Annotated in this window: 26 protein-coding genes; 11 read left to right on the top strand and 15 right to left on the bottom strand. The window is 37.1% G+C overall.

Going from position 1 to position 26,877, the window contains the following annotated elements:
- Positions 1-86: 86 nt before the first annotated feature.
- From hemF to AC23ME_RS10835, 4 genes are all read right to left on the bottom strand, one after another.
- Positions 87-995 carry an oxygen-dependent coproporphyrinogen oxidase gene (gene hemF / locus AC23ME_RS10850; protein ID WP_487727791.1) on the bottom strand — a complete coding sequence of 303 codons (909 nt, stop codon included), beginning with the start codon at positions 993-995 and terminating at the stop codon, positions 87-89.
- Between the two features lie 378 nt (positions 996-1,373).
- On the bottom strand, positions 1,374-2,600 hold the full coding sequence (locus AC23ME_RS10845) for an MFS transporter (protein ID WP_487727790.1): 1,227 nt from the start codon (positions 2,598-2,600) through the stop codon (positions 1,374-1,376).
- A gap of 76 nt (positions 2,601-2,676) precedes the next feature.
- Entirely contained in the window at positions 2,677-3,792 is a 1,116-nt protein-coding gene (gene corA, locus AC23ME_RS10840; RefSeq protein WP_487727789.1) for a magnesium/cobalt transporter CorA, read from the bottom strand.
- A gap of 50 nt (positions 3,793-3,842) precedes the next feature.
- Positions 3,843-4,445: a WbqC family protein gene (locus tag AC23ME_RS10835; protein WP_487727788.1), complete on the bottom strand. Its 603-nt coding sequence runs from the start codon at positions 4,443-4,445 to the stop codon at positions 3,843-3,845.
- A 36-nt stretch (positions 4,446-4,481) separates the two neighbouring features.
- On the opposite strand from AC23ME_RS10835, the gene AC23ME_RS10830 reads away from it, so the two are divergent.
- Both AC23ME_RS10830 and AC23ME_RS10825 read left to right on the top strand, forming a co-directional pair.
- Positions 4,482-5,351: a lysophospholipid acyltransferase family protein gene (locus tag AC23ME_RS10830; RefSeq protein ID WP_487727787.1), complete on the top strand. Its 870-nt coding sequence runs from the start codon at positions 4,482-4,484 to the stop codon at positions 5,349-5,351.
- Between the two features lie 54 nt (positions 5,352-5,405).
- Positions 5,406-6,422 (top strand): glycosyltransferase family 2 protein, encoded by a 1,017-nt coding sequence (locus AC23ME_RS10825; protein ID WP_487727786.1) that lies wholly within the window; start codon positions 5,406-5,408, stop codon positions 6,420-6,422.
- Here the strand turns inward: AC23ME_RS10825 and AC23ME_RS10820 are convergent.
- Both AC23ME_RS10820 and aroQ read right to left on the bottom strand, forming a co-directional pair.
- Positions 6,417-7,145, bottom strand: coding sequence for a TlpA family protein disulfide reductase (locus tag AC23ME_RS10820; RefSeq protein WP_487727785.1), 729 nt, complete (start codon positions 7,143-7,145; stop codon positions 6,417-6,419). The two genes, AC23ME_RS10825 and AC23ME_RS10820, sit on opposite strands and share 6 nt — an antisense overlap.
- A 52-nt stretch (positions 7,146-7,197) precedes the next feature.
- The gene (gene aroQ / locus AC23ME_RS10815) at positions 7,198-7,614 is read right to left on the bottom strand and encodes a type II 3-dehydroquinate dehydratase (protein ID WP_487727784.1); all 417 of its coding nucleotides are present in this window, start codon (positions 7,612-7,614) and stop codon (positions 7,198-7,200) included.
- A 142-nt stretch (positions 7,615-7,756) separates the two neighbouring features.
- Between aroQ and xerD the strand changes: the two genes are divergently transcribed.
- Positions 7,757-8,656, top strand: coding sequence for a site-specific tyrosine recombinase XerD (xerD, locus tag AC23ME_RS10810; protein ID WP_487727783.1), 900 nt, complete (start codon positions 7,757-7,759; stop codon positions 8,654-8,656).
- A gap of 70 nt (positions 8,657-8,726) precedes the next feature.
- On the opposite strand, the gene AC23ME_RS10805 is transcribed toward xerD, so the two are convergent.
- From AC23ME_RS10805 to prmC, 4 genes are all read right to left on the bottom strand, one after another.
- Positions 8,727-11,975, bottom strand: a complete 3,249-nt coding sequence (locus tag AC23ME_RS10805; protein ID WP_487727782.1) for a T9SS type A sorting domain-containing protein — start codon at positions 11,973-11,975, stop codon at positions 8,727-8,729.
- A gap of 129 nt (positions 11,976-12,104) precedes the next feature.
- Positions 12,105-12,968: an OmpA/MotB family protein gene (locus AC23ME_RS10800; protein ID WP_487727781.1), complete on the bottom strand. Its 864-nt coding sequence runs from the start codon at positions 12,966-12,968 to the stop codon at positions 12,105-12,107.
- Positions 12,969-13,053: 85 nt separating this feature from the next.
- Positions 13,054-13,914 carry a helix-turn-helix domain-containing protein gene (locus AC23ME_RS10795; protein WP_487727780.1) on the bottom strand — a complete coding sequence of 287 codons (861 nt, stop codon included), beginning with the start codon at positions 13,912-13,914 and terminating at the stop codon, positions 13,054-13,056.
- A 45-nt stretch (positions 13,915-13,959) separates the two neighbouring features.
- A complete protein-coding gene (prmC, locus tag AC23ME_RS10790) occupies positions 13,960-14,832 on the bottom strand; it encodes a peptide chain release factor N(5)-glutamine methyltransferase (protein WP_487727779.1) in 873 nt (290 codons plus the stop codon).
- 207 nt (positions 14,833-15,039) lie between these two features.
- On the opposite strand from prmC, the gene ribD reads away from it, so the two are divergent.
- The 4 genes from ribD (at position 15,040) to AC23ME_RS10770 (ending at position 18,515) form a co-directional block, all read left to right on the top strand.
- Positions 15,040-16,092, top strand: coding sequence for a bifunctional diaminohydroxyphosphoribosylaminopyrimidine deaminase/5-amino-6-(5-phosphoribosylamino)uracil reductase RibD (ribD, locus tag AC23ME_RS10785; RefSeq protein WP_487727778.1), 1,053 nt, complete (start codon positions 15,040-15,042; stop codon positions 16,090-16,092).
- The gene (locus AC23ME_RS10780; RefSeq protein WP_487727777.1) at positions 16,089-16,955 is read left to right on the top strand and encodes an EamA family transporter; all 867 of its coding nucleotides are present in this window, start codon (positions 16,089-16,091) and stop codon (positions 16,953-16,955) included. Before ribD ends, AC23ME_RS10780 begins: the two co-directional genes overlap by 4 nt.
- Entirely contained in the window at positions 16,945-17,559 is a 615-nt protein-coding gene (locus AC23ME_RS10775; RefSeq protein WP_487727776.1) for an IMPACT family protein, read from the top strand. The genes AC23ME_RS10780 and AC23ME_RS10775 overlap by 11 nt, the downstream gene beginning before the upstream one ends.
- Before the next feature lie 83 nt (positions 17,560-17,642).
- Positions 17,643-18,515 (top strand): nucleoside phosphorylase, encoded by an 873-nt coding sequence (locus AC23ME_RS10770; RefSeq protein WP_487727775.1) that lies wholly within the window; start codon positions 17,643-17,645, stop codon positions 18,513-18,515.
- 126 nt (positions 18,516-18,641) lie between these two features.
- Here AC23ME_RS10770 and AC23ME_RS10765 read toward each other — a convergent pair whose 3' ends face one another.
- Positions 18,642-19,685 (bottom strand): aldose epimerase family protein, encoded by a 1,044-nt coding sequence (locus AC23ME_RS10765; protein ID WP_487727774.1) that lies wholly within the window; start codon positions 19,683-19,685, stop codon positions 18,642-18,644.
- A gap of 65 nt (positions 19,686-19,750) precedes the next feature.
- Between AC23ME_RS10765 and AC23ME_RS10760 the strand changes: the two genes are divergently transcribed.
- The 4 genes from AC23ME_RS10760 (at position 19,751) to AC23ME_RS10745 (ending at position 22,902) form a co-directional block, all read left to right on the top strand.
- Complete coding sequence (locus tag AC23ME_RS10760; RefSeq protein ID WP_487727773.1) at positions 19,751-20,908, top strand: galactokinase; 1,158 nt, start codon at positions 19,751-19,753, stop codon at positions 20,906-20,908.
- Positions 20,909-20,967: 59 nt separating this feature from the next.
- Entirely contained in the window at positions 20,968-21,498 is a 531-nt protein-coding gene (locus AC23ME_RS10755; protein ID WP_487727772.1) for an RNA methyltransferase, read from the top strand.
- Between the two features lie 84 nt (positions 21,499-21,582).
- Positions 21,583-22,245: a YdeI/OmpD-associated family protein gene (locus AC23ME_RS10750; protein WP_487727771.1), complete on the top strand. Its 663-nt coding sequence runs from the start codon at positions 21,583-21,585 to the stop codon at positions 22,243-22,245.
- A 36-nt stretch (positions 22,246-22,281) separates the two neighbouring features.
- Positions 22,282-22,902 (top strand): autotransporter outer membrane beta-barrel domain-containing protein, encoded by a 621-nt coding sequence (locus tag AC23ME_RS10745; RefSeq protein ID WP_487727770.1) that lies wholly within the window; start codon positions 22,282-22,284, stop codon positions 22,900-22,902.
- A gap of 94 nt (positions 22,903-22,996) precedes the next feature.
- Here AC23ME_RS10745 and AC23ME_RS10740 read toward each other — a convergent pair whose 3' ends face one another.
- The 4 genes from AC23ME_RS10740 to AC23ME_RS10725 all read right to left on the bottom strand — a co-directional run bounded on the left by AC23ME_RS10740 (position 22,997) and on the right by AC23ME_RS10725 (position 26,837).
- The gene (locus AC23ME_RS10740) at positions 22,997-23,680 is read right to left on the bottom strand and encodes an SIR2 family NAD-dependent protein deacylase (protein WP_487727769.1); all 684 of its coding nucleotides are present in this window, start codon (positions 23,678-23,680) and stop codon (positions 22,997-22,999) included.
- A 66-nt stretch (positions 23,681-23,746) separates the two neighbouring features.
- Positions 23,747-24,325 (bottom strand): DUF6580 family putative transport protein, encoded by a 579-nt coding sequence (locus AC23ME_RS10735; protein WP_487727768.1) that lies wholly within the window; start codon positions 24,323-24,325, stop codon positions 23,747-23,749.
- A 34-nt stretch (positions 24,326-24,359) separates the two neighbouring features.
- Entirely contained in the window at positions 24,360-25,679 is a 1,320-nt protein-coding gene (locus AC23ME_RS10730; RefSeq protein ID WP_487727767.1) for a DUF5074 domain-containing protein, read from the bottom strand.
- A gap of 30 nt (positions 25,680-25,709) precedes the next feature.
- Entirely contained in the window at positions 25,710-26,837 is a 1,128-nt protein-coding gene (locus AC23ME_RS10725; RefSeq protein ID WP_487727766.1) for a PKD domain-containing protein, read from the bottom strand.
- Positions 26,838-26,877 lie beyond the last annotated feature (40 nt).

The raw sequence follows: 26,877 nt of genomic DNA, 5'->3' as shown, positions 1-26,877 counted from the left end.
ATTTCGACCGCGGGGAGAAATCTATAAGCTTATCATATCCAACCTCCAGATTTCTCCTCGTTCCTCGTCGAAATGACGGAGACCAACTACACCCAATCAATTCCTTTTTTAAGGAAATCAATAGTTTTTTCTTCTTCTGAGCCAGCTTGCGCTTTAGCATTGTAATTCCACTTGGCTGTTGGTGGCAAGCTCATTAAAATACTTTCTATGCGTCCATTGGTTTCTAAGCCAAACTTAGTTCCAGAATCGTAAACCAAATTAAACTCTGCATACCTACTACGGCGTAAATACTGCCATTCCTTATTAAAATCGGTATATTCTGTATTTCTATTTCTATCAATAAGTTCAGTGTAGATCGGTAAAAACGAATTGCCCACAGCTAGAGAAAAATCTAAGATCTGCTCATAACTTAAATCTGTATTTTCAGGCTTTAAACGATCGTAGAAAATACCGCCAACTCCCCTAGTTTCATCACGATGCTTGATAAAGAAATAATCATCGGCCAAAGCTTTAAACTTAGGGTAAAATTCTGCTTTGAACTCATCGCAAGCCTGCTTTAAATGATAGTGAAAAAACCTCACATCAGTTGGTATAACGTAGTGAGGAGTTAAATCTATACCGCCGCCAAACCAACGCGTTTGTTCATCCATTTCAAAATAGCGAATGTTCATGTGTATAATAGGCACAAACGGATTTTCTGGATGCAAAACGATAGAAACTCCAGTCGCAAAAAACTCATCATTTTCTACTTTGAAAGCTTTTTTAACCGCATCAGGCAACTTACCATAAACCGCAGAAAAGTTTACGCCCCCCTTTTCAATCACATTGCCGTGCTGTATAACCCGAGTACGACCGCCACCACCGCCTTCCCTTTCCCACAATTCTTCTACGAAAAGACCTTTCCCATCGGCAATTTCCAAACCCGCACAAATACTATCCTGTATTTGCTTATACGCCTCTGCCACTTTTTCCTTAAAAACGCTCTCCTTAAACATGATTTTTCTCCTTTGTAGCCTCAAATTTAAGCTTAATGCCACGCTAAGTGAAACCTAATGTGATATAGTACATTGGATTGACACTTCACGGTTTACGTTTTTTTATTTGAAAGGCAATGTCAGTTTTTCAATTTAGGGAAAGCCCCGCTTTACGCTTTACTCGCTGCACTCGTGTCCGCTTCAATCGGAGCTTAGTTTGGTTAAACCCATGCACAGTACTTGCAAACTAAACCCAATAGCGTGGAAATACTTTTTGTTGAAGCATCTTTTTAAACTTCAGTAACATTTGCAAAAAGATTGGAACAATAGCGGGACTACAGATTGATAGTAGCAAATCAGTAACTTTTCAAAAAAAATCAGAAAAACTACGTTAAAATATTAATGCTCTACATAATCCAAATCTTTACTGAAAGTTTCTTTCAACTGACTTAAAGCAAATAATGAGATAACAATGCAGATTGCTCCTACTACAGCTGCGCCCTCTAAAATGCCGAACTTATCCTTAAAAAATTGAAAGCCTGTGGTGATCGCAATTAACGAACCTCGTATAAAATTGGGTACGGTAGTAGTTACTGTTGCACGCAAATTGGTACCAAATTGCTCTGCCGCAATGGTTACAAAGGTAGCCCAATAACCCGAAGCAAAGCCCAATAACAGACTTAGCAAGATAAAGCCTTCGGGAGTTAAACCGAAAGCATACAAGTAAACAGCCACCGAAACTGTCGTTAACAACAAGAAAATCAGCATTACTTTTCGTCGAGATTTAAGCAATTGCGACAGTAAACCAGCAACTACATCGCCAATAGAAATACCGATGTAGCAATACATTATTCCTTTGCCAGCATCTAAAACTCCGGTAGCATTTAAAGCACGGCCAAATTCTGGAGAAAAAGTGATCAGTACGCCAACTACGTACCATAATGGCAAGCCAATTAGAATACAGCATAGATATTTTTTTAACCTCGACCACTTGTTAAATAACATAAAGAAATTGCCTCTTTGTACATTTTGGTTTTCGGTAGTTTCTTTAAACATACCCGATTCTACCAAACCAATGCGTAGCGAAAGCAGCAATAACCCCATGCCACCGCCAATAAAATAGCTGGTTTGCCAGGTGTAACGGGCACTGATTAAAGCTGCCATTACAGCTCCGAGTAAACCTACACAAGCAACAATCATGGTGCCGTAGCCCCTGTTTTTTTTGCTCATGGTTTCGGCTACCAAAGTGATACCCGCACCAAGTTCGCCAGCTAAACCAACGCCTGCAATGAAACGAATTACGGTATACTGATCTACCGTTGTAACAAAACCATTGGCAATATTGGCTAAGGAGTAAGTAATGATAGATCCGAATAAAACGCTTAATCTTCCTCTTTTGTCTCCTAAAACACCCCAAAGAATACCACCTACCAGCATTCCGAACATTTGGCTATTGATAATCGTTGCACCGATACTTAACATATCTTCTTCGGCAACACCCAAATCTTTCAAGCTTTGTACGCGTACTACAGAAAATAAAATGAGATCGTAGATATCTACAAAGTAGCCTAAAGAGGCTACAAGAATAATTAAAGCAATGTTTTTGCTTTTAGTTTTTTCGTTCATTTATAGTTTAGTTTGATAAATTGAAACTACAAAAAATTCGAAAAAATATGTCCGCTATTTTTAGCCGAAAATGATATTATTTAAACCAGCCTTTTCGCCAAAAAAAGATAATTTGAACCAGTGCTATAAATGCCATTACCAATAATGTATACTCGTAACCGTTCTCTACGTAAAGCTCTGGCATATTGTTCGGCATTATTTTGCCTGTGATAGGGTCTTGTTTGGCAAAATTCATCCCGTAAATACCGGCAATAAATGTGAGTGGAATGAAAATAGACGAGATAATGGTAAGTACTTTCATAATCTCATTCATTCGGTTGCTAATAATTGATAGATACATATCTATATTACTAGATGCAATTTCCTTCATACTTTCCACCATATCCATCAGCTGAATGGTGTGGTCATAAGCATCTTTAATGAACATTTTAGTTTGTTCGCTAATTAACCCGCTGTCAGTGCGTAAAATATCATTCATTTTATCTCGCTCTGGCCACACTACCCTTCTCAATGCTATTAAGTTGCGCTTCACAAGTTGCGTGTCGTACATCACAGACTTATCAGGTCTTGCTAAAAGTCTGTCTTCAATTTCGTCCATTTCCTCATTCCAAATACTTAGTATAGAGAAATAGGAATCGATAATCATGTCCATTAAGGCGTACATCAAATAGCCGGTTCCACCAGTTCTAATGTTTCCCTTACCTTCTTTTAGTCTATTGCGAACTGCATCTAAACAATCTTCATAATCTTCTTGGAAAGTATAAAGCACATTTTTGGTTTGGATGAAAGACACCTGTTCATTTTCTAAACCGCCATCTTCACCTACATTCAACATTCTACTAATTGCAAAATTGTAATTGTCGTACTCTTCAAATTTTGGTCGGTGGTAGGTTCTAGTAATGTCTTCTAGTACCAACTTGTGTATTTTAAGTTCATCGCTAAACACATTGAAGAGTTCAACAGAATTCAAACCTCTAATATCAACCCAATAGTAAGTTTCTTTATCATTTGTCTTTTCTTTGATATTACGAAGACTATTGAGTTCTACAACGTTAAAAATACCTGCATTATAACTGTAAAGGTTGATTTTCGGTTTTAAAGAATTACCATCTATGTAAACAAAGCCAGGTGTTGTGCCTGGTTCTGGCAAATCGTATTTTTTCTTCTTATGCTTACGTAGTGGTTTCGACATTTCGGTTTATCAGTTGACAGTTTTAAGGATCAATTAACCATTTCTCGCATCTAAAAATAATTCTTTGCCTGTGGCCCTTGGTTAAACAATAAATCTACAATGCTAAGGTTGGGAATAAATTCATTCCTATCGCTAAACACTTGAAAATAAGGCTTTGTTTGGGTAACAGGTATCTCCTTCTTAGTCATCGCACTTCTATAATCTTTAGCTGAGTTTTCTTCGTAGCTTTCTGTTGTTACTAAATCTGATGAAATCTTCAATTGTTTAAATAGCCAGTTCAGCATTTCATAGTTGTAGTCGAATAGAAAATCGTACTTCTTCTCATAAAATGGAGCCAGCCCGTCCTCGTAAAACTCAAAATAAGCCGAACTGCGGTAGCAAGTTTGCAGACTTAACCAATGTAAACGCTGCCATCTTTCGTCGTAACTTATTTTAACATCTTTATATGGCGTATGCACTTTTGCACCTTTAACTACAGGAACAACCAAATCTAAGCTTCCATTTGGGGATGCTATTGTAGCTCTGTTTCTATAAGTTTGCTTTGGTAGGTGCTCAAATTTCTCTAAAAGGAATTCGAAATTATTTTCTTTTAAAAGTGTAAAATAACTAACTGGCGGAAGATAAAATAATGGAAATATAGCTAGATTTTGCATCTGATATTTTAAGTTTGCAATTCAGTCGGCAAATTAATGATTAAAAAAGGTTTTTTGCACATAGGGATATTTTTTTTACACCTCCTTTCGTTTCTACCCTTGAGGTTGCTTTACGGAATTTCTAATGTTTTATACTACATCCTATACTACATAGCTAAGTACAGACGAAATGTAGTGCGTACTAATCTTACCAAATCATTTCCAGAAAAATCTACAGCAGAAATTATTGCCACAGAGAAAAAATTCTATCGCTATCTGGGCGATTTGATGGTAGAGATCGTTAAAATGAGTTCTATTAGCAAAGCTGAAGTAATGCGAAGAGTAAAGGTTACTAATTTTGAACTTGCAGAAGCTTACTTTAAACGTGGCGAAAGCGTTTTAGCTTGTACTGGTCATTACGGAAATTGGGAACTTTGCATGCTAGCTACTGGCCTAAATTTATCTGGAACCTGTAACGTAATTTACAAGCCGATTAACAATGAAGTGTTTGGAAATTGGTTTGATGGATTAAGAACGAAATTTGGAAATGTTTTTATACCGATGAAGCAAACACTGAGACAAGTTATTGCTACTAAAAACGATGTCACCATGTTTTGTTTTGCGAGTGATCAAACACCAAGGAAATCTGATGTGCAATACAGACTTAACTTTATGAACCAATCTACGCCTGCCTTTTTAGGCTTAGAAAAAATTGCATTTCAAACTAACAGACCGATCTTTTATTTCAATGTTAAAAGACCTAAGCGTGGTTATTACGAAATAGATTGTGTGCCAATGTGTCTTGATCCAAAAAGCACGAATGAACACGAAATTACAGATACGTTTTTCAGTCACTTAACCCATACCATTTTACAAGAACCTGCTTATTGGTTGTGGAGCCATAAGCGATGGAAAGCGAATGACTAAATTCGAAATAACAATAACCAAATTTCAATAATCAAAAAACCTTAACTGCAAAAAATGGAGCCTAGTGTAGCTGTCGTAATTTTAAACTGGAACGGGCAAACATTTTTGGAACGTTTTCTTCCTAGTGTAGTAAAAACTGATTATACAAATCTGCAGATTGTTGTGGCGGATAATGCTTCTACGGATAATTCAGTCTTGTTTACCCAGCAAAACTTCCCCCAAGTTCATGTTATTGTTAACGATAAAAATTACGGTTTCGCAGAAGGCTATAACCAAGCGCTAGCAAAATTAGAAGCAGATTATTTTGTATTGCTTAATTCGGATGTTGAAGTTCCCAAAAATTGGATCAAACCGGTGATTGATTTGATGGAGAGCGATGAAAGCATTGCTGCAGCTCAACCGAAAATTAAGTGGCAACAGAATAAAACGATGTTTGAATACGCAGGCGCTGCTGGTGGTTTTATAGATGGCTTCGGATTTCCCTTCTGCAGAGGCAGAATTTTTGATCATGTAGAAGAAGATCAAAACCAATACAATGATAGCATTCCTGTTTTTTGGGCCAGTGGTGCAGCTTTCTTCATTAAAAGCAAAGCATGGGATGAGATTAGAGGATTAGACGGTGACCTTTTTGCACACATGGAAGAAATTGACTTGTGTTGGCGCTTGAAGAACAAAGGTTATCAAGTAATGTGTTGTACAGCAGCAGAAGTTTATCATGTTGGTGGTGGCACTTTAAACGCTGGAAGTCCTTTTAAAAGCTACCTCAATTTCCGTAACAACCTCATCATCATGCAAAAAAACCTCCCTTTTGGAGAGGCTGTAGTTAAAGTATTTGCCCGTTTATGGATAGATCTTGCAGCTTGGTTTCAATTTGCGTTCAAAGGGCAGTTTAAATTCGCTTTCTCTATTAATAAAGCTCATGCTCATTTTTTTGGAGCTTTTTTTAAAACGGCAGCCAAACGTACAAACAAGCAATTACCATTACGCAAACATCAAGGTGTGTTAAATGGAAGTATCGTTTGGAAGTACTTTATCGGCAAAAAGAAAAAATTCAGCGATTTAAATTTATAGTTGCTCCTTAATTGTCTTCTCTACCCAATAAACAGTGTTAGTGGCTAAACCAATGGTACTAAACTTAATCAAACCATCTTTACCTACCACCACATGTGTTGGATATGATTTTACGCCATGTTTATTAGCATAAAACCTGCCATCGCCAACAATGCTGTAATTAAATGGCATTAATTTTAAGAAATTCCTTAAAGCGTATTCATCATCTAAGGCAATACCTATAAATACTACGTCTTTGTTATCTTTGTATTTGGCAACTAGCTCATTCAATTCAGGAATTTCTTGCTTACAAGGCGGACAATTGATAAACCAAAAATTAAACACCACTACCTTGCCTGTGTCTTTCTTGAAATCATATTTTACACCATTCAAATCTGTCATTTTATCAAATCTGAACTTACTTCCTTCCAAAAAGGCATCGCTTACTCGTGGCTTTGCAAGTGTGGCTGCCGTTTCTAATTTCTTTTTCTTCTTGGCTTCTTTCTCCTCTTCCGTCATTCGGTAAATTAGAAACTCGACTTTTTCAGCCTTTAGATCACCCGTTGGTTTTATATTATACTCTCCTGTTTGAAGCAATTTTTGCCAAATTGCGTATGGGTAAGCGCTCCCATCAGCATCTTTCACCACAGAACTGGCGTCTAACTTTAAAGGTCTTGTTTGACCTTGAGCATAAATTAAATTGGTACTTAACCAAAGTACAAGTAAAAGCGTTATTTTCTTCATAATTTGTTGTTTGTGTTATGAGCGATGGTCGTGTTAACCATCAACCTAAAAGCTATTTTAAAAAACTTTCTAGCGCCAAACGGTAGCCCTCTAAACCAAAGCCAGTAAGTACGCCTTTACAATTTTTACCAGTTAAGGATACATGACGATATTCTTCTCTGGCATAAATATTTGAGATATGAACTTCAACTACTGGGGTTTTTATTGCTGCAATAGCATCTGCAATAGCTACAGAAGTGTGCGTATAACCGCCTGCGTTAATGATAATTCCATCGTACGAAAAGCCAACTTCATGCAGCTTGTTAATCAACTCACCTTCTACATTACTTTGGTAGTAATCAATTTCTATAATGCTGTATTTTTCTCTAAGCGTTTCAATGTAACCTTCAATAGGTTCTGCACCGTAAATAGACGGTTCTCTCAAGCCAAGAAGGTTTAAATTAGGTCCGTTGATGATTTGTATCTTCATTTATTCTTTAGTTAGCGATATCTACTAATCATCAAATACTGACGATAAATAAATATCAGTGCATGTATGGCTACGAAAACAACTTACTATTATTTTTGTAGCTAAATTGCCCTACGCAATGTTATAAAAAAGAACTCAAATAATGAACACTCAATCTTACATAAAGGGATTTTCCGCTTATCTTAAACTAGAGCGTTCATTAGCTGAAAATAGTATTGATGCCTATACTAAAGATGTTGAAAAGCTTTTTCAATATTTTGATGCTGTTGATGAGAGCATTTCAATTTCTAAAATTACCCTTAAGGATTTAAGAAACTTTTTGATTTGGTTACATGAACTTGGCGCAGAAGCGAGTACACAAGCCAGAATAATATCGGGCATCAAATCGTTTTTTTCTTACTTATTACAAGAAGATCTGATAACGAATGATCCTTCGGCATTGTTAGAAACTCCCAAAATTGCCCGTAAACTTCCAGATACGCTAAACATTCATGAAATTGATTTACTGATAGGTGCAATTGATGCCTCTAAGCCTGAAGGAATGCGTAATAAAGCTATTTTAGAAATACTTTACGGCTGTGGTTTAAGGGTAAGTGAGTTAACGGAACTCAAAATATCAAACATTTTTGAAGAAACAGAATTTATTAAGGTAACTGGAAAAGGCAACAAAGAGAGAATTGTACCCATTGGTGTCACCGCTTTAAAGTTGGTAAAAATCTATATAGAGGAAGTTAGGGTTCATCATCAAATTAAAAAAGGCAATGAAGATTTCATTTTCCTTAACAGATTTGGTGCAAAGTTGTCCCGAATATCCATCTTTAACCTTATCAAATCTTTAGCGGTAGCTGCCGGAATACAGAAAAGTATTAGTCCGCATACCTTGAGACACTCCTTTGCAACCCATTTAATAGAAGGTGGCGCCGACTTAAGAGCTGTACAAGACATGTTGGGACATGCAAGCATTACAACCACAGAAATTTATACGCATTTAGATAGGGATTACTTGAAGACGGTGATTACCGAGTTTCATCCAAGAGCATAGTTTAAGCCACAGATGCACAGATTTCATTATAATAGTCGTAGCTATCTGTGCATCTGTGGCTCTAAAAAACTCAATTAGACTTCACGAATTTGCTTGACCAAGTTCCATCACTTGCGGTTATTCTGATAGTATAAAAACCATTGTTCAGCTTTGCTATATCTATTTCAGTTTCCGAATTTTGATGTTGCTTAGTGTAAACCAAGCTACCTGTAGCACTAAAAATCTGTATTTTAAACAGCTTTGCATCGGTAGGTAAATTCACTTTAATCTTATTCTTCGCCGGATTCGGATAAACCAACAAGTTTGGCTCATTTAAGCCGTTCCATATTGCGCTAACATCACTGCAAACGCTTTGTACAGTTCCATCTAAATCAGTCTGTTTTAAGCGGTAATAGTAAGTAATACCAGGTTTTACTTTATCCGTGTGAGTATAGCTTGAACCATTGATTTTATTATCAGAATTCATCGTTTTCACCAAACTAAAATCAACACCGTTTGAGCTTCTATAAAGTTGATATGCTTTACTATTCACTTCAGATTTTGTTTTCCAATTGAGCGCAATGCCCTCTTTTGTAGTATTAGCTGTGAAAACATCACATGCTACTGGTAAAACATCTACAGCTGGTACATTCATCAAAAAGAAACCAGAAAAATCGGGTGTAATACCTTCAATATAGTAAATATCTGAAGCTACTTTTCCGGCAGCCACTATGTTATAATTTACTGATGAAGTCCCTACAGAAACGTTACAACTAGCATTAGCAAAACGGGCTATCTTTAAATCGTGGATATTACCTACTTCACTCCCAGCAGCTCCAATCAAATTATTCAACTCTGTTTCACTCAAATACAAACGGAAACGAACGTTGTTATTTAGGTTGTTATTTTGTGCTGATATTTCAAAGTTTCTGTCCAAATAAGGTTTCGAAGCTGCATCTGTTCTAACAGCTCCGGTATTGGTATAAAATGATGCTGTGATGTTCCCTCGTGGTGCGAATATTTGTCCTGAATTTGCTGGCCCATCGAATACTGACAGCACCAATTTGCTGTTTTTGGTAAAGTGCAACCAAGATTTGCTTCCATTAGAAACCAAGGTTTGGTCAGTAGTTTCGCAAGCAGCTACATTATCAGCAATGGCTACACTAGGATATCCCGAAACACAAATTTCAAAGTTTCCTTGGTGCGCTCCTTCAGGATTATTATCGGTTTTATAAACTCTGATGTAATAGGTTTGCCGAATAGTTAAACCTGCGGCATTAATCGTAGAAGTGCCATTGATACCAGCAGTTCCAGTTGGCGTACCCTCATATACAGCCATTTTTACATTTGCAGATGTGTTTTTAAGTTCGATTTTTGGATTGGTAGAAACAGCGATAAACTTGTACCAAACATCCATTTTAGGAAAGATGGAAATATCTTCTGCCGGATTTGTACTTATTGTGGCGTTAAAAAAAGTTCCACTTACGGTGTTACAATTTAAATCTTGCACTAAATTTATCGCACCAGCAAATTCGTCATTTGTAGGCGTGTTGGTTAAACGAAATGCGATATCAAAATTAAACCAACCTGGCGAATTTGGGGTTTCAATAATTCTGATATAATATTCTGTTGGGTCATTATCTAACTTTTCGATAATTGGCAATGCTTGATTTTTATATGAACTTCTACATAAAATTATTGAGCCACCACAGTTTTTAAGCACCTGCACTTGCACATCTGCCACTGGCACAGGAAGTTCATTTCTGCTAATTAGATTTTTGATATCGATAACATAGTTGCCGGCTGTAGTAACGGTCGTTTTAAACCAAACATCTTTTGCATAGGGCTGTTCGAAATCGAAGCAATCTGGAGCACCTGCAGTAACCGTTGCTTCTCGAGTATGTGCGCTTACATAACCTGTACTTGCCGTACTGCTAATATCGATAGCTCCAGCACAGTTATCATTTGTAAGTGCTACTGGAATTTTTATTACTGAAATATCGTAAGACACTGCACCTAAGCCATAAGCTCTTAAATAATAGGTAACACCTGCGGTTAAAGCTGGTAAATCTGGATTGGCGGAATTACCACACCATCCAGCAACCTGACTTAAAGTGCCACAGTTACCGGTGTACAACGCATAATTAAAATTCTGATGACTTTTTACACTCAGCACCCCATTGGTCAACTGGCTTGTGGTCGGTGTAAATTTAAACCAAACATCATTTGCTATAGTTCCAGCACAGGTATTTGAAGTTACAGAACTAGTTGCAGCATTGGTAGTTCCCGCTAAAAAAGCTGTTGCCACAGGCGATGTATTGATAGGCAAAGTTAGCGCTGCTGCACAATCATCATTTATTGGTGGCGCAGGAACGTTGGCACAAAGGGTAAAACTAGAAGCACTATTCACATCTTTGTTGAACACGCGAATATAATAGGTCTCTCCCGATGTAAGTGCAGTATAATTTAACGGTGCCAAATCATCTCCGCAAGCTAATTGAGAGCCATTACAAAGACCATTACTCGCATCAGGATTAACAGAACTCAATTGCATTGCTAAATTTGAAGAAGTACCTTCTGACAAAGCAACATTACTTAAAGCAATACTAATGTTATTGCTAGTGGCTACAAATTTGTACCAAACATCTTTAGCAGACAGGGCAGAAACATGGCAAAATGCAAGATTTGATGTGCCAGAAGAAGCATTTAAAGTAGTGCCGTTTACATTATTGGTACAACTAGCACCGCTCGATAAAGTTAGTGTTTGTGCATTCCAACAGGCATTATTTGGAGGAATTACAGGCAACACTAGGTTCTCGGCACAAATTTTAAAATTTCCCCTAACGGATGAATTACTACCATAAACACGTACATAGTAAGTAGCTCCAAGGCTTAGCGCATTTGTTAGATAGCTGTAGTTGAAAACTGCATTATTTCCAGCAATTGCTGCTAGAAACAAGTCATTCGTATTTACATTATCTGGTTTATAGTAGCTTGAGCCTTCACTTGGTGCATCGCTCCAGAGCTCTACCCTACCTTGCCATGTAGACGCTCCTGTAGAGGTAACTTCTTGTAGGCTAATTCTTATGCCCGTAGTAGAGGCAACAAACTTAAACCATACATCATCCACGCCTCCAGCACCGTAAGCTGCATTAATTACACTTTGCGTGGCTTCTTGCGTGGTGTAAAATGTAGCACTCGGTGTACAAGTGGCGCTAGGTGTTAAACTGATAGCGCCGGCAGCCGTATTATTCTCTGGAGGCTGTCCAAAAGCTATTGCCGAAATCAAAAATAGCGTTGTAAAGAGCGTGGTAAAAATTGAGTAGAGTTTTACATTCATAGTTCATTGTTTAGTGAACCTAAATATAGTTGAGCGCAAGCGGATAGTATTGTAAAAAAGCGTCAGGGCTATTAAACAAAAAAGCCTCCCGATTATATCGAAAGGCTTTAAGATTTAACAAATATTAGTTTAGTTTTGAGGCTTTTCAGCCGATTTACCAATCAAATCCATAAACTGGTCTAACTTAGGCGTAATGATAATTTGGGTACGTCTGTTTTTAGCTTTGCCGGCAGCGGTATCATTTCCTGCAACAGGATTATACTCTCCTCTACCCCCGGCAGTTAAACGTTTGGCATCCACACCATAGTTATTCTGCAAACTTTGCACAACAGAAGAAGCTCTCAAAGCACTTAAATCCCAGTTGTTTCTGATGTTAGCCATTTTAATAGGCACATTATCAGTATTACCTTCTACTAACACTTCGTAATCTTTGTAATCGGTAATGATTTTTGCGATTTTGCTTAAAGTTGCTCCTGCTTTGTCAGATATTTCATAACTACCAGATTTATATAACATATTATCTGATAATGAAATATAAACAACTCCCTTCAGGACTTGTACATCTACGTCGCTCATTTCTTCACGACTTAACGAACGAGTTAAATTGTTTGTCAAGACCATATTAAGCGAGTCACTTTTATTTTTAGCTGCAATTAGCTCTTTAATGTACTTATTAGAGCTATTGATCTCATCTACCAATTTTGAGATGTTTACATTTCCTTGGCTACTCGCACTCAAACATTTATTTAAAGCAGTTTGCAATTCTGCCGCATTTGCTCTTTCTCTTGCAATTGCTTCGTCTAAGCTTGTAATTCTCGTTTTAGCGTTTGATAGCTCAGATTCTGTTCTAACTAGCTTTCCATTAAGATCATTATAACGCTGCTGAACTTCGTTAAAATTACCTTGTAGTTCGGCATACTTTTTCTTACTCACTCCGCAACTTGCAAGAAGTACAACTCCTAAAATTGCTGATATTGATTTTAGTTGATTCATAACAATTGTGTTAAATTTATTAAAACAATCTATCAACAAACATCAACTCAAAAAAGTTTTAACAAGGCTTAATTGTTGAAGTAAGCTAGCTTTTTTTCGCTTTTGGTATCTCTTCCTTTACATGTTGCGCAATATTCAAACTACTCCTGAACAACTGATTGGGACTATATCCAAACTTTATTTTAAACTCTTTGATAAAATGTGATTGGTCGAAATAATGGTTAGCAAAAACCACTTCCGACCAACTTCCAAATTGTCCGCTTTTTACCAATTCATAAGCTCTATTGAAACGAACATGGTTAAGGTATTCTTTCGGGGTATAACCCAGCACTTCCCTAAAATTTCTTTCTAAGGTTGATTTCGAAGTATTAAAATGTTTGTAAATAGTAGATAAAGACAATTTCTCACTTGCGTTTTGAATATAGTCGCTCACTTCTTTCACGTGTAATAACTTCTTTTCAGAAAAAGGGATTTGAAGTAGCGACAACAACCAAGCATCTACTGTTTTGATAAACATTGGAATATTGTCTCGATGGCTTTCAAGCTGTTTCTGTAATTCTTGATAGCCAATCAAATTCAAACTATTTAACGAACTAAATTTTCCCTGCAATAGATATTGATTATGCTGTAAAAGTCTATAGCTGCCCAATGGCGTAAACATTACATACACAAGCTCCGTAATATTATTTACCCGCATCCTATAATGGTGCAGCAGTTGCCCAGTTAGATTATTTTTATCAGTAACTGTTTGTCCATCTATTTGTATAAGGCTTCCTTCGTCGAGCGTAAATGAAATTACACAATAGCCTACTGGAAACAGGTCTACAAAAAAATCGTCGGTATTACCTTCCACTTTGGTGTGGATATAACATTGTACCCAGGGAGCCAATTCAGCTGTTGGCATAGTGATGGCTGATACAAATTGTATGGTTTCAGAAGTTGACATAAGTAGGTTTGGTTTACCTAAAGATAAATACCAAAACCAACATTATCAAGGCTTTTGAGCGCTCACCATTCTCTCCTTGCCTTGCATATCTAATTTTAATCTAATATCGATGAAGCCTTTTGCAGCCAACATTTGAATAGTTTCTTTTCCGAGGTTTGCATTGATTTCGAAGAAAAGATGCCCGTCAGCTTTTAAGTGCTTTAACGCAAAATTGGCGATGGCTTCGTAGAAAATTAAAGGTCTATCATTGCTTACAAACAAAGCTGTATGAGGTTCGTTAGCTAATACATTTTCATGCATTTCCAGCTTTTCATCTTCCTTAATATAAGGCGGATTACTCACAATAATATCTAGTTTGATGTGTGGAAACTCCAACTTTGAGTTTAGGATATCGTCTTCTATGAAAGTTACGCCAGCATCATTCAACAATGCATTTTCCTTGGCAGTAGCTAAGGCTTCAGAGGAAATATCAACGGCAGAAACATTTGCTTTAGGTAAGTTCTTTTTTAACGCAATGACGATACAACCACTTCCAGTACCGATGTCAAGTATATTTACCATTGAGTTCTCAACCATGGGTTTATCATTTTGAACCGACAAAATCCATTCTACCAATTCTTCAGTTTCTGGTCTAGGAATTAAAACCGATGGGTTAACCTTGAAATTAAGTCCGTAAAACTGTGTATGACCAATCACATATTGAATTGGTTTTCCAAAAGTTAGCTCAATTAGTATACTATTTAGCTTTAACAAGCCGGTATCAGGAACAGGTTCTTGCTTTTTAAGGATATAATCAGTTTTTGTATAACCGAGCACTTCGTCCAAAGCGATTAAAAACAGCGAGTGCACTTCGTCCTCATCGTACAAAGCGGTTAATTTTTCTTGATATAAAACAGCTAATTCGGCTAACTTCATCATTACAAAAGTAGTTATTTTGACATTTATATTTTGCTGCTTGTATTTTTAAAAAGACAGCCACAGATACACAGATAAAATGAGTATTAATCATCATGAACTTAATTATTGAATGACAATATTTTCGTTTAAAAATCTGTGCATCTGTGGCTAATTACAGAATAATAACTTTACCAATTTAAATGCTGAAATAAAGCTATTTTTGCAGAGATGGAACACGAGTTTTACATGCGACGCTGCCTAGAATTAGCCCAATTGGGTGCTGGTAACGTAAGTCCTAACCCTATGGTTGGTTGCGTAATTGTTCATGAAAATGAAATTATTGGCGAAGGTTACCATCAGAAATTTGGGGAAGCACACGCAGAAGTAGATGCCGTAAATAACGTATTCGAACGCTTTGGAAATGAAGCCACTATCCTACTTAAAAACGCAACGGCTTATGTGACTTTAGAGCCTTGTTCGCATTTTGGCAAAACTCCTCCCTGTGCAGATTTACTGGTAAAGCATCAATTAAAAAGAGTTGTAATTGGCAACACCGACCCATTCGATGGCGTAAATGGCAAAGGAATTGAAAAGCTAGAAAATGCAGGAATTGAAGTGACTTCTGGTATTTTAGACGAGGAATGCAAACAAGTTAATCGTAGGTTTTTCACCAGAATAAAAGAACACAGACCATACTTCATCCTTAAATGGGCACAAACTAGCGACGGCTTTTTTGCTCCAGTAGACCAATCACAAAAATGGATTTCGGGTGTCGAAGCTAAAACACTTACCCACCAATGGCGGACTGAAGAAGATGCTATATTAGTTGGAAAAAATACGGTGTTAGCAGACGACCCTCAATTGAACACCAGAGAGGTAATTGGAAAAAATCCAGTCCGTTTGGTAATTGATAAAAACCTCGAAATTCCATCTCATTATAATATTTACAACAACGTAGCTAAAACCATTATATTTAACGAGATAAAGACTGATGTGATAGATAATATCCACTTTGTGCAAATGGAAGACATGCACTTTTATTTGTCGCAAAAAATAGCCTATCAGTTATATTTAATGGATATTCAATCAGTAATTATTGAAGGTGGAGCTAACATTTTAAATCAGTTTATAACAGCTAATTTATGGGACGAAGCCCGTATATTTACCGCCAACGCAACATGGGAGAACGGTATTAAAGCGCCACAAATTACTGGAGAAAAGCTAGACGAAACTATGATTGGCAACGACATATTACAAATAATTAAACGAATAAAAGCATGATATACTTGGTACTCAGTATCATTTGTAGTGTTACTGTTGGTGTGTTGCTAAAATTAGCGAAACGCTATCATATCAACATTACCCAAGCCATTACTTGGAATTATCTTTTTGCTATTTGTTTAAGTTTGATGTGCTTCAAGCCAGATTTTTCTAACATTAGCATTAGCAACATCTCTCCTATTTATTGGACTTTGGGCATTCTGCTACCAAGCATTTTCATATTTTTAGGTTTATCTGTACGGAATGCCGGTTTAGCAAGAACAGATATCGCTCAACGTTTATCGCTTTTTATCTCTTTAGGCGCTGCATTTTTTCTATTCAAAGAAAACTTCGACCGATACAAAGAAGTAGCTATCGTTTTTGGCTTTGCGGCTATCATATTTACAATGTATCGCAAAGGCGACCGCTTATCTAGCAAAAGAAGCTGGTTTTATTTACTACTAGTTTTCTTAGGTTTTGGAGCTGTAGATGTACTTTTTAAGATGGTAAGCCAAATTTCGGCTATCCCCTACACCACATCGCTTTTCCTTATTTATTGTATTGCTTTTACTTTGTCGTTAGTGTATTTACTTTATTTGGTTGCACGCAAGAAAACCAAATTGCAGCTCATCAATTTCTTTTGCGGGTGTATTTTAGGCATTTTCAACTTTGGCAACATCTTGTTCTACCTAAGAGCGCACAAAGAGATGTCAGAAAATCCATCTACTGTATTTGCGGCGATGAATATGGGCGTTATTATTGCCGGAACTTTAATCGGCGTGTTCATCTTTAGGGAGCGACTTAGTAAATGGAATTATCTAGGCTTGGCTTTGGCACTTGTTTCAATTATACTCATTACACTATCAAAAATTTATGCTGTTTAGCGATACCTACCAAACCATTACACAAGCAAGCGAAGGCATTTTCAGGGATAAAGGCAGCAAATTTATTGGTTATGCTTTTCCCATTAGAAGCGAAGCTGAGGTGAAGGAAATTATTACTAAACTAAGAAGTGAGCACAGTAAAGCCAGACACTTCTGTTGGGCAATACGCTTAACTCCAGACAGAAACATTCATAAGTTTAACGACGATGGCGAACCCTCTGGAACCGCCGGAAGACCAATTCTAAATGCTTTGCTTTCGGCTGATATAACCAATATTTTAGTGGTCGTTGTCCGTTATTTCGGAGGTACTTTGCTAGGTGTTCCTGGTTTGATAAACGCTTACAAAACAGCTACAGTAGAAGCTTTAAATGCAGCAGAAATTATAACCAAAACCGTAAATGATGTGTACGAGTTGGAATTTGATTATTTGATGATGAACGATGTAATGCGTGTAGTTAAAGAAGAGCAATTAAATATCTTAAGCCAAAATTTTGACACACATTGCAAGCTAAGTTTCGAGGTAAGAAAAGCAAATCTCAACATCGTTTTATCTAAATTAGAAAAAATTGAAGGACTGAAAACTGTATATTTAGAGACAGTTTAGTGTATGGCGTGTGGCGTTTAAATTGAAATCGCCAATCGCTTATCGCCGAACTCGTTCCGTTAACCCAATCAACCAGTGAACTAATGAACCAATCAACCAAACTATCAGAAGCTGATTTAATCATCAATCCAGACGGAAGTATTTACCATTTAAACCTACTGCCCGAAGATATTGCAGATACTGTAATTACCGTAGGCGATTTGGACCGTGTGCCGGAAGTAAGCAAACATTTCGATAGCATTGAATTGAAGAAAGGCAAACGTGAGTTCATTACGCATACTGGATTTATTGGCAAAAAACGTGTAACAGTTATTTCTACAGGTATTGGCACAGATAATATCGACATTGTTTTTAACGAACTAGATGCTTTGGTTAACATCGATTTTGATAGTAGAATGATAAAAGAGGAACTTAAATCTTTAAATATCATCAGAATAGGCACTTCAGGTGCTGTACAGCCAGATATCCCAATGGGAACAATTTTAGCATCTTCTTACGGTGTAGGTTTTGATGCTTTAATGCATTATTATGAGCAAAATCTCTCCGCAAACGAACAAGCTTTGTTAGGCGACATCAACAAACATTTCACAGGAATTGAAGGTATTAAGCCATACCTTACACAAGCGGATGAAAGTTTATTGCAGCAATTCGCTCATGATATGCCGACGGGAATTACCGCTACAGCACCAGGTTTTTACGCACCACAAGGCCGACAGGTGAGAGCTAAAAATACAGTTGCTAATTTTATTGGGCAGTTGAATAGCTTCAAAAGTGGAGATGCTAGAATTACCAATTTGGAAATGGAAACAGCTGGAATTTACGCACTGGCGAAAACCTTAGGACATAAAGCATTATCCATCAATGCAATCTTGGCTAGTCGCGTTAAATTTGAATTTAGCAGTAACCCAAATGCAATTGTAGAAAAAGCGATTACTACAATATTAGAAAGAATTTAGTTTTCATAACCACAAGACCAACCTTAAATGAACTTATATGCCTTATATGGTCAATAAATCATCAACCATATAAGAAATATAAGTTTTAGGATTTAAAAGCCTATGTGCCTTATGTGGTAAAAATTTTTAAATATCCACTTTGTAAATGGTAGTTTGGTGGTAAATCTCTTCTGATTGTAACACCGTAGACGGAAACTCAGGGATGTTAATCGAATTAGGCGCATGTTGGGTTTCTACACAAAAAGCACTAAACTCTCCATAGTTTTTACCGCCTTTGCCATTTTTCACGTCAGTATATTTTGCAGTATATAAATGCGCTACAGGTTCTGTGGTATAAACTGATAAGGTCAAACCACTTTCCTTATCTGAAGTCTTACTGGCTAAAGTTAAATCACCATAATTTTTATCTAAAACATAAGTTTGGTCGTAACCGTTTACTTCATCCCAACCTTCGCTAATCACCTTCCCCTTTCTAAAATCGTGGTGCGTACCCTCTACTGGAATAAGCTTACCCGTCACCACATAATTATCATCTTGCTCTAACCAATTAGAAGCATTCATTTGATGGTGATGCGACCTGATATCAGTTGCTGTGTCCGATAAATTGAAATAACTATGGTGCGTTAAATTAATTGCCGTTGCTTCGTCTGTATCTGCCTGATAAGTTAAAATCAGTTCGTTGTTTTCGGTTAACGTAAATCTTAACTGCACTGCCAAATCTCCTGGGAAACCTTCTTCCCCATCTTCGCTGTAATAATGAAAAGTAACCGACGGATTTGGCTCTTGCGTTAGCTCAATAACATCCCAAACTTTCTTATCAAAACCATTGATACCACCATGTAAACAATCCTTTCCTGCGTTTTGTGGCAACTGATAACTTACACCATCCACCTCAAACTCACCGTTTTTAATTCTATTGGCGTACCTACCTACAATAGTACCGAAGTACGGATAATTTGCTAAGTAATCCTCGCTGATATATCCTTCAAAATCATCAAAACCTAAAACAATATCTTGGGCATCTCCTTTGGCATTTTTAACTATAAATTTATTGATGATGGTACCATAGTTAAACAACTTTACATAAGTGCCTTTGCTATTGCTCAGTTCAACTGCAATCACTTCTTTTTGGTCTACAATTATGCCTGTAGGTATTTGGTTTGCTTTCATTATTCTTATCTTAGGCCTTCTTTTTAACAGCATACAATAATAGTAAATATCAGCATTCATCTTACATGGAAAACCAAATAAGCGAATTATTTCAACAAAAATATGGCAGAGCGCACCAAGTGAGTTACTTTGCACCAGGACGCGTGAACTTGATTGGTGAGCATATTGATTACAACGGTGGTTTAGTGATGCCTTGTGCTATAACTTCGGGCACTTGGCTATACTTTGCACCTAATAATGACGGCGTAATTCGGTTTGCAAGTGCAAATTTTAACGATTATGCAGAAATCCCTGTTCAACATCAATTTGAAAAAACAGGAAAAGAATGGTACAATTATCCATTAGGAGTGATTAATGAGTTACAAAATGATGATTGGCAATGCACAGGGCTCGATTTATTTTACTATGGAAATATCCCGATAGGTTCAGGCTTATCTTCGTCTGCTTCAATTGAAGTACTTACTGCTTTTGCTTTAAATGATTATTTCCAATTAGGGCTTGATAAACTTTCGTTAGTTAAGCTCTCTAAACGAGTTGAGAATAATTTTATTGGCGTAAACTCTGGTATTATGGACCAATTTGCTATTGCTTTTGGAGAAAAAGGCAAAGCGATTATCCTGAATTGTGGCACTTTAAAGCACAAAATGGTGGATTGTAATTTAGGTGATTATTCGCTGGCCATCATCAATACCAACAAACACCGCGAGCTTGCAGACTCTAAGTATAATGAACGTGTAGAAGAATGTCAGCAGGCAGTTTCTGCATTGCAACAGGAAATCAACATTAATTATTTATGTGATTTAAATGCTCAAAAGTTTGCGTTGCACAGCCATTTAATTACTGATGAAACTGTGCTGAAACGTGCAACTCACGTGGTAAAAGAAAATGACCGAGTACATGCGGCTGCGAAGGTTTTAAATGATGGAAATTTAGAAGAATTTGGTAGGCTGATGTATGCATCGCACCAATCGTTGAGGGAATTATATGAAGTGAGTGGCGTTGAACTGGATACTATCGTAGATTTTTGTGCGACATACCCTAACGTAATTGGTGCCCGTATGACTGGCGCTGGCTTTGGCGGTTGTGCAATCGCTTTGCTTAAAAAGGGATATGAAGAAGATTTTGCAAAGCATTTATCAGAAGATTATTTTAACAAAATTGGTTACCACGCTACTATTTATGTACAAGATATTGGCGATGGACCTAGAGCAGTTGGCAGTTAAAAGTAAACAGTTGGCACAACATTTCAACGTTCCAACCTTACAAATTTTGAACATTAAATATGAAAAAATTAAAATTAGACGAACTCAACAGAGTTGATATAGAGGGTTTCAAAGCGCAGGAAAAACTTCCGATTGTGATTATGCTAGATAATGTACGTAGCATGCACAATGTTGGTTCTGTATTTAGAACTGCTGATGGTTTTTCTGTCGAAAAAGTGGTTCTTTGTGGCATTACGGCACAACCGCCACACCGTGAAATTGAAAAAACTGCTTTAGGTGCTACGCAGTCTGTAGAATGGGAACACATTGATGATACTTTGATTGCTATTGAAAAGTACCGCAAGTTGGGTTATCAAATTATTGCGATAGAGCAAGCGCAAAACAGTGTAATGCTGAATGTAAACAAGCCAACTTTAGACGAGAAGTACGTTTTGATATTTGGCAACGAAGTAAATGGTGTAAGTGATGAGGCGATGGAAAAGATTGATAAATGCATTGAAATTCCGCAGTTTGGCACTAAGCATTCTTTTAATATTGTGATATCCGCAGGTATTGTTTTGTGGGATTTCTTTGCTAAATTGAAGTTATAGACCTTAGCCACAGATGCACAGATAAAATATTCAAATAGCGTATTTATTAAATATCTGTGCATCTGTGGCAAACAAAAAAAGCAAATGGAAAATCAATTTTTAAAGAAACTGCAGATTAAACATGGCTTTAAAGTAAGTGTGGTTAATGCACCAGAAAATGCAGCTGCGATATTTGGAGAAATTCCTTCGGATGTAAATTTTAGCTATCAAACCGAAAAGAATAGCGATACTTACTTGGTTTTCGCTATTACAAAAGCTGATATGTTTGCTGCTTTGGAAGCTATCCACAAATCTATTGGTGATAAAACCATTGCTTGGATTTTCTACCCCAAAGCAAAAACTCCCTTAGCTGCTGATTTGAACTTAATGCAATCTTGGAGTGATTTAGCTAAATACAACCTCGCTCCTTGCGGCTCTGCTGCTGTAAACGAAATATGGACGGGACTACGAATTAAAACAGCAAGCAGTCAGAAGAAATCTGGTGTAGGCAATGCCGAAATCGCTAACAATGAATACGGTAAATACATTGATGTAGCTAATAAAATCGTAAACCTTCCGGAAGATTTAAAAGAAACATTATCGAAAAACCCTACTGCTTTAGCCTTTTATGAGCAATTGGCCTATTCGCACCGTAAAGAATATGTCTTGTGGATTGTAACTGCTAAACAAGAAAAAACCAGAACAGACAGAATTGCCAAAATGATTGAGAAGTTATTGGCCAGCAAAAAAAATCCGTCAGAAAAATAGCTCAAAACAAATGGTGTAAGCTGCTGTTTGTTAGTTATGAGCAGACACTTCACCTTTATCATCGCAATCCTACTAATTAGTTTTTCAGTTGCTAAAGCGCAGACCCGCACAGATAAACTTTATACCGTAAGTGGTGTGGGTACCTCTATTCCAGTTGGCGATGCAGCAGATATATTCGGTCCGAAAATATCTACAACTTTAGGTTTAAACTTAGGATTAGGCAACGGAGGTTTGTTCTTGTATCCCAAATTTAGCTTGCATGCCTTTACCTATAATGCTGCCCGACCAGATGAAGATTTTACCTACACGGCCCAAAACGGCAGAGCTACAACCTATTTACTTAACGTAGCTTTAGGTTACCGAAAAATGGTGGGTAATTTTGCTTTTTATGGCTTTGCTGGTGGTGGCGGTGGTTATATTCTTACACCAAAGGCTAATGTAAATAATACCACATTACAAGTTAACCTAAGTAACGAAAGTCATTTTATGCCAATGTTAGAAGGTGGCGCTGGCGTTGAATATAGCTTAGGTGGACTGTCAATCTTTACAGAGGTAAGTTACATGAATGGCTTTCAAAAAATACAAGATAGAAACTTTACTACTATGCCGCTAACGTTTGGTATTAAGCCAAATTTAAGCAAGTTGTTTAATAAATAACGTCAAAGCACAAAGCTTGTCACACTGAGTTTATCGAAGTGTTTGCAATACTAATTAAGGCTTCGACAAGCTCAGTCTGACACAATTGTATAGGTCAATTCAAAAGTAAACTTAATTCCTTCAATCCTGCTGTTGCACTTTGCTCAATCTTAATCACATTTGCTAACCCAGCAACTGGTGGTATTTTAGGGTCGATGATATATTTGGGAACTTGGTGAGGTACGTAATCAATCAAACCTGCGGCTGGATAAACTGCTAACGAAGTTCCGATGAGCACAAAAATATCTGCCTGTGCACAAATTTCAGCAGCTTTTTCAATCATTGGTACTGCTTCGCCAAACCATACCACATGTGGACGCAGTTGCGAACCCAAATCGCACAACTCGCCCATCTTAATTTCGTCCCCCTTGATGGGGTAAACTAAGGAAGCTTTTTTGGAAGATTGTGCATAAGTGATTACACCGTGTAAGTGCGTAACATTTGTAGAACCTGCTCGTTCGTGCAAATCATCAATGTTTTGTGTAATGATGGAAACATCATACTGTTGCTCCAATTCGGCTAATGCGATGTGCGCTGCATTAGGTTGCGCTGCGTTTACCTGCACTCTTCGTTCGTTGTAAAACTGCTGCACTAAGGCTGGGTCTCGATACCAAGCTTCCGGAGTAGCCACATCCATTACGTTATAGCCTTCCCATAAACCATCGGCATCTCTAAATGTTTTCAAGCCACTTTCTGCGCTAATGCCCGCTCCCGTTAAAACCACAATTTTCTTCTTCATTAAATAAAACTAATAAAAAAAGCCCTTTTGCATTGCTACAAAAGGGCTTCAATTTATATTTTATAATTACGCTATCGCTGAACTATATTTTAGCGATGGGAATTTAGATTTTAATGCTTCGAAACCTACGAACATGATCACACCATAAATTAGGGTGCCATAAAGGAATTTAAGCTCGAAAGGAATTGCTGCAACTAAACAAGCCCAGAAACCTCCAAGGGTTTGAGGATAGAATGTTGAGCCATACCAAACACCGAAATCAGAAATTATCCAGTGGATAAAAACGCCAACCAAACTCGCTGCAAACACATTACCAATGGTTACTTTCTTTACTAAAAGCTGCCCTACCAATACCATTAAAGCAAATGCGATGTAAGTATAGTACCAGCCTGTATAAAACGCCCAACTTTTACCCATTACCACAGCCAAACCTAAATCGCTTAATAGCAATACCAACATTGGCAAAAGGTAAGCTGCAAATTTGTTCCTGAAATAACTACCGCTAAAAATAGCTACTGCACCAATTCCTGTAAAATTTGCAAGCATGCTAAAATCTGACGAAAGTGGCGCTACCATTCTTAAAGCTATTACAACAGCAATAAATGTTAGTAATACTAAAAGTCTAGCGTTTGATTTTCTTTCCATTTTTCTACTAATTGAGATACAAAGTTAGTAAAAACTACTTAGGAAACACAACATCTACAATCTGATAACCTGCCTTTGCAATTTTCTTCCTCAGCTTTTTATCTTTACCATAGATATATAAATCACTAAAAGCATCGCCCAAGCCAAATAACCCAGGACTGTCGGCCAGGAATAACTCGCCTGTTTTAGGGCTTACCTTCCAAGCAGTTGCAAAAACTAACCCATCTACCGAAGGGCTCACAAATTTTTCTGCTGCTTTTGTTGTGGTATTAAATCGACAAAAATCTCCAGTCGATGTTTCTTGCCAGTAAATAAATTCATCGGCACCAGAAGCAGTTAGAATTCCATTTGGAGGCAACAAAAAAGTATTGCCTAAATCTACAGTTTCCTGCACAACAAAGTTCTCATCTAATCTTATCAACTTAGCGTTTGGACTAGCCCCCTTTGCCACTCCTACCCAAACTTGTTTGTTTGAGGTTTTTACTACACCAGCAACATTCTCGGCATAAGTAAACAAAGTTTGAGCTGCACCGTTCTCTACCTTCACCAAAGTTTTTAATGAGGGTGTTAAATACTTCCCATTAACAGTTGTGATAGGTAACAAAGTAGCATCTGTTGTGCCAGTAAGCGCTGTGGAACTTATAGTTTTCGCTGTTAAATCTACAGCATAAAAACCAAGCTTCCTTCTGGTGCCGCTGTTTACAAAACCTGTTTTTCCATCAACTGTAGCAAAGTAAGTAACACCAGTAATACCCGATGTTGTAATTGTACTATTCAATTTTAGCGTTTCATCACTAACAGACTGAATAAATGGACTACTCGTAGAACTTAGAAATAGTTCATTGCCATATCTAAATGACCCCATTACAGATGAAGACAGTTTTACACCATTGTTTTCTTTTGAAAAAACGTCTAGTTTTAAATTTTCATTTTCATCTAAGAACGATATGTTACCGCCTCCAGTTCCATTCAAATCTGTACCATTTATTAAGAGAATTCCATTAGTGTATTTGCCTACCACCTTAATTTTATAAGTAATAGAATTTGTGCTAGACGAATTACTTACATTTAAGTTAATTACATAATCACCGGGTGTATCCCTTTGGAAAACATAAGCCGCAGTTGTGCTAACCACCTTGTCATTTTCTTTCCACTCATAAGCGGCCGAAGGTCCAATTACTTTCGGGTTTAAAATAATAGTTTCATCGGTTTTTATGGTCGATGTAGCATTGTTAATTTCGGCAAAGACGAGCTTGTCCGCATTTTCAATATTATTTTTCTTACATGCTCCAAGACTTAGCGCAACTAAGCCAAGTAACATCAACTGTCTTTTCAATCTTTGTGTGTTTAACATTTATAATTTTAATTTAACCTCTTTTTGAAACTACTTTATACCTAAATCTACAGCACCTCTAATATCTGTTGAGATTTCACCTAGAATACCTGCATTAATATTCTGTGCAGTATAAACTTTAATGAAGTCTACTGTCTTCAACGTCACTTTTTTACCGTCTTTATCTACTGCCCAAGAGATATCAAAACTGTTGTAGCCATTTTTAGCGAAATCATCTCCTGTAGAGTAACTATCAGTATATCCCCATTCAAAAGGTCTATTAATAATTAATCCTGTGGTGCTTAAACTGGTAGATGGCAACAAAGTACCTTTCAACGTAATTCTATCTTGGTTAGCTGCGAACAAAGGATAATAGTTTCTAGCACCTCTCGAGATGTTGATTACTTCCCCAGACTGGCCTTGATTATCAGTCCAAGCTACATTTGTTGAAGCTTTAGGGTTGGTGTAAGTAATTTCGTAATTTTTAATGGTAGTTGCCTTACTATATTCGCTACCTGCTAATTCATACCATTCATCATCTGGTAAACCGTTACCATTTTTATCTTGACTAACCATTACAATACCATGTTCTGCAGAAGCGTTACTTGGTCCGGTTGGGTTACCATAAATACCTAAATCGTAACCTTCTTGGTTTTTCACAGAGTGATCGAAACCGAAGATAATGTAACCACCAAAACCACCTAAAGAAACAGAGTTTGATGTACCACCAACCAATTTTTGAGCTTGCTCTGGCGAACCAACTGTAGGTTGATTGATATGCTGTCCTGGTGCTGGCAAGTATTCGAAAACTCTGCTGATATATTTACTACTATTTGCTCCTGGCTCATTTACTGGCACAGGCACATTGATTTGATAAGTGTATGAGAAACTACCTAAATCGTTACTGCCTTTGTAAACTAAAGTGTAATCGCCTGCAAGCGTAGGTTTAAAAGTGTAGCTCGTTTCTTTGCTCACTACAGCGTTATCTAAAGTCCACTCGTTGTTTAAAGTTTTTCCATTGGGGATATTTACCGCAAATTTCTTTTCGGTATTCACTGCAACGGTTAAAGCTTTATCGGTCACTTCCATCTTCAAATCTGGAAACAGTTCTTGCTTATCTTTACCACAAGAAAATAATAGGGTTACGAGTAATAACGGAAGTAAAAGGTACTTTTTCATTTATGTAATATTGGATTGTTAATATATTTATTGATGGATA

Source organism: Pedobacter sp. T50_32, from assembly GCF_057652195.1.
The sequence above is the reverse complement of the archived record's forward strand: the minus strand, read 5'-3'. Positions and strand labels throughout refer to the sequence as shown.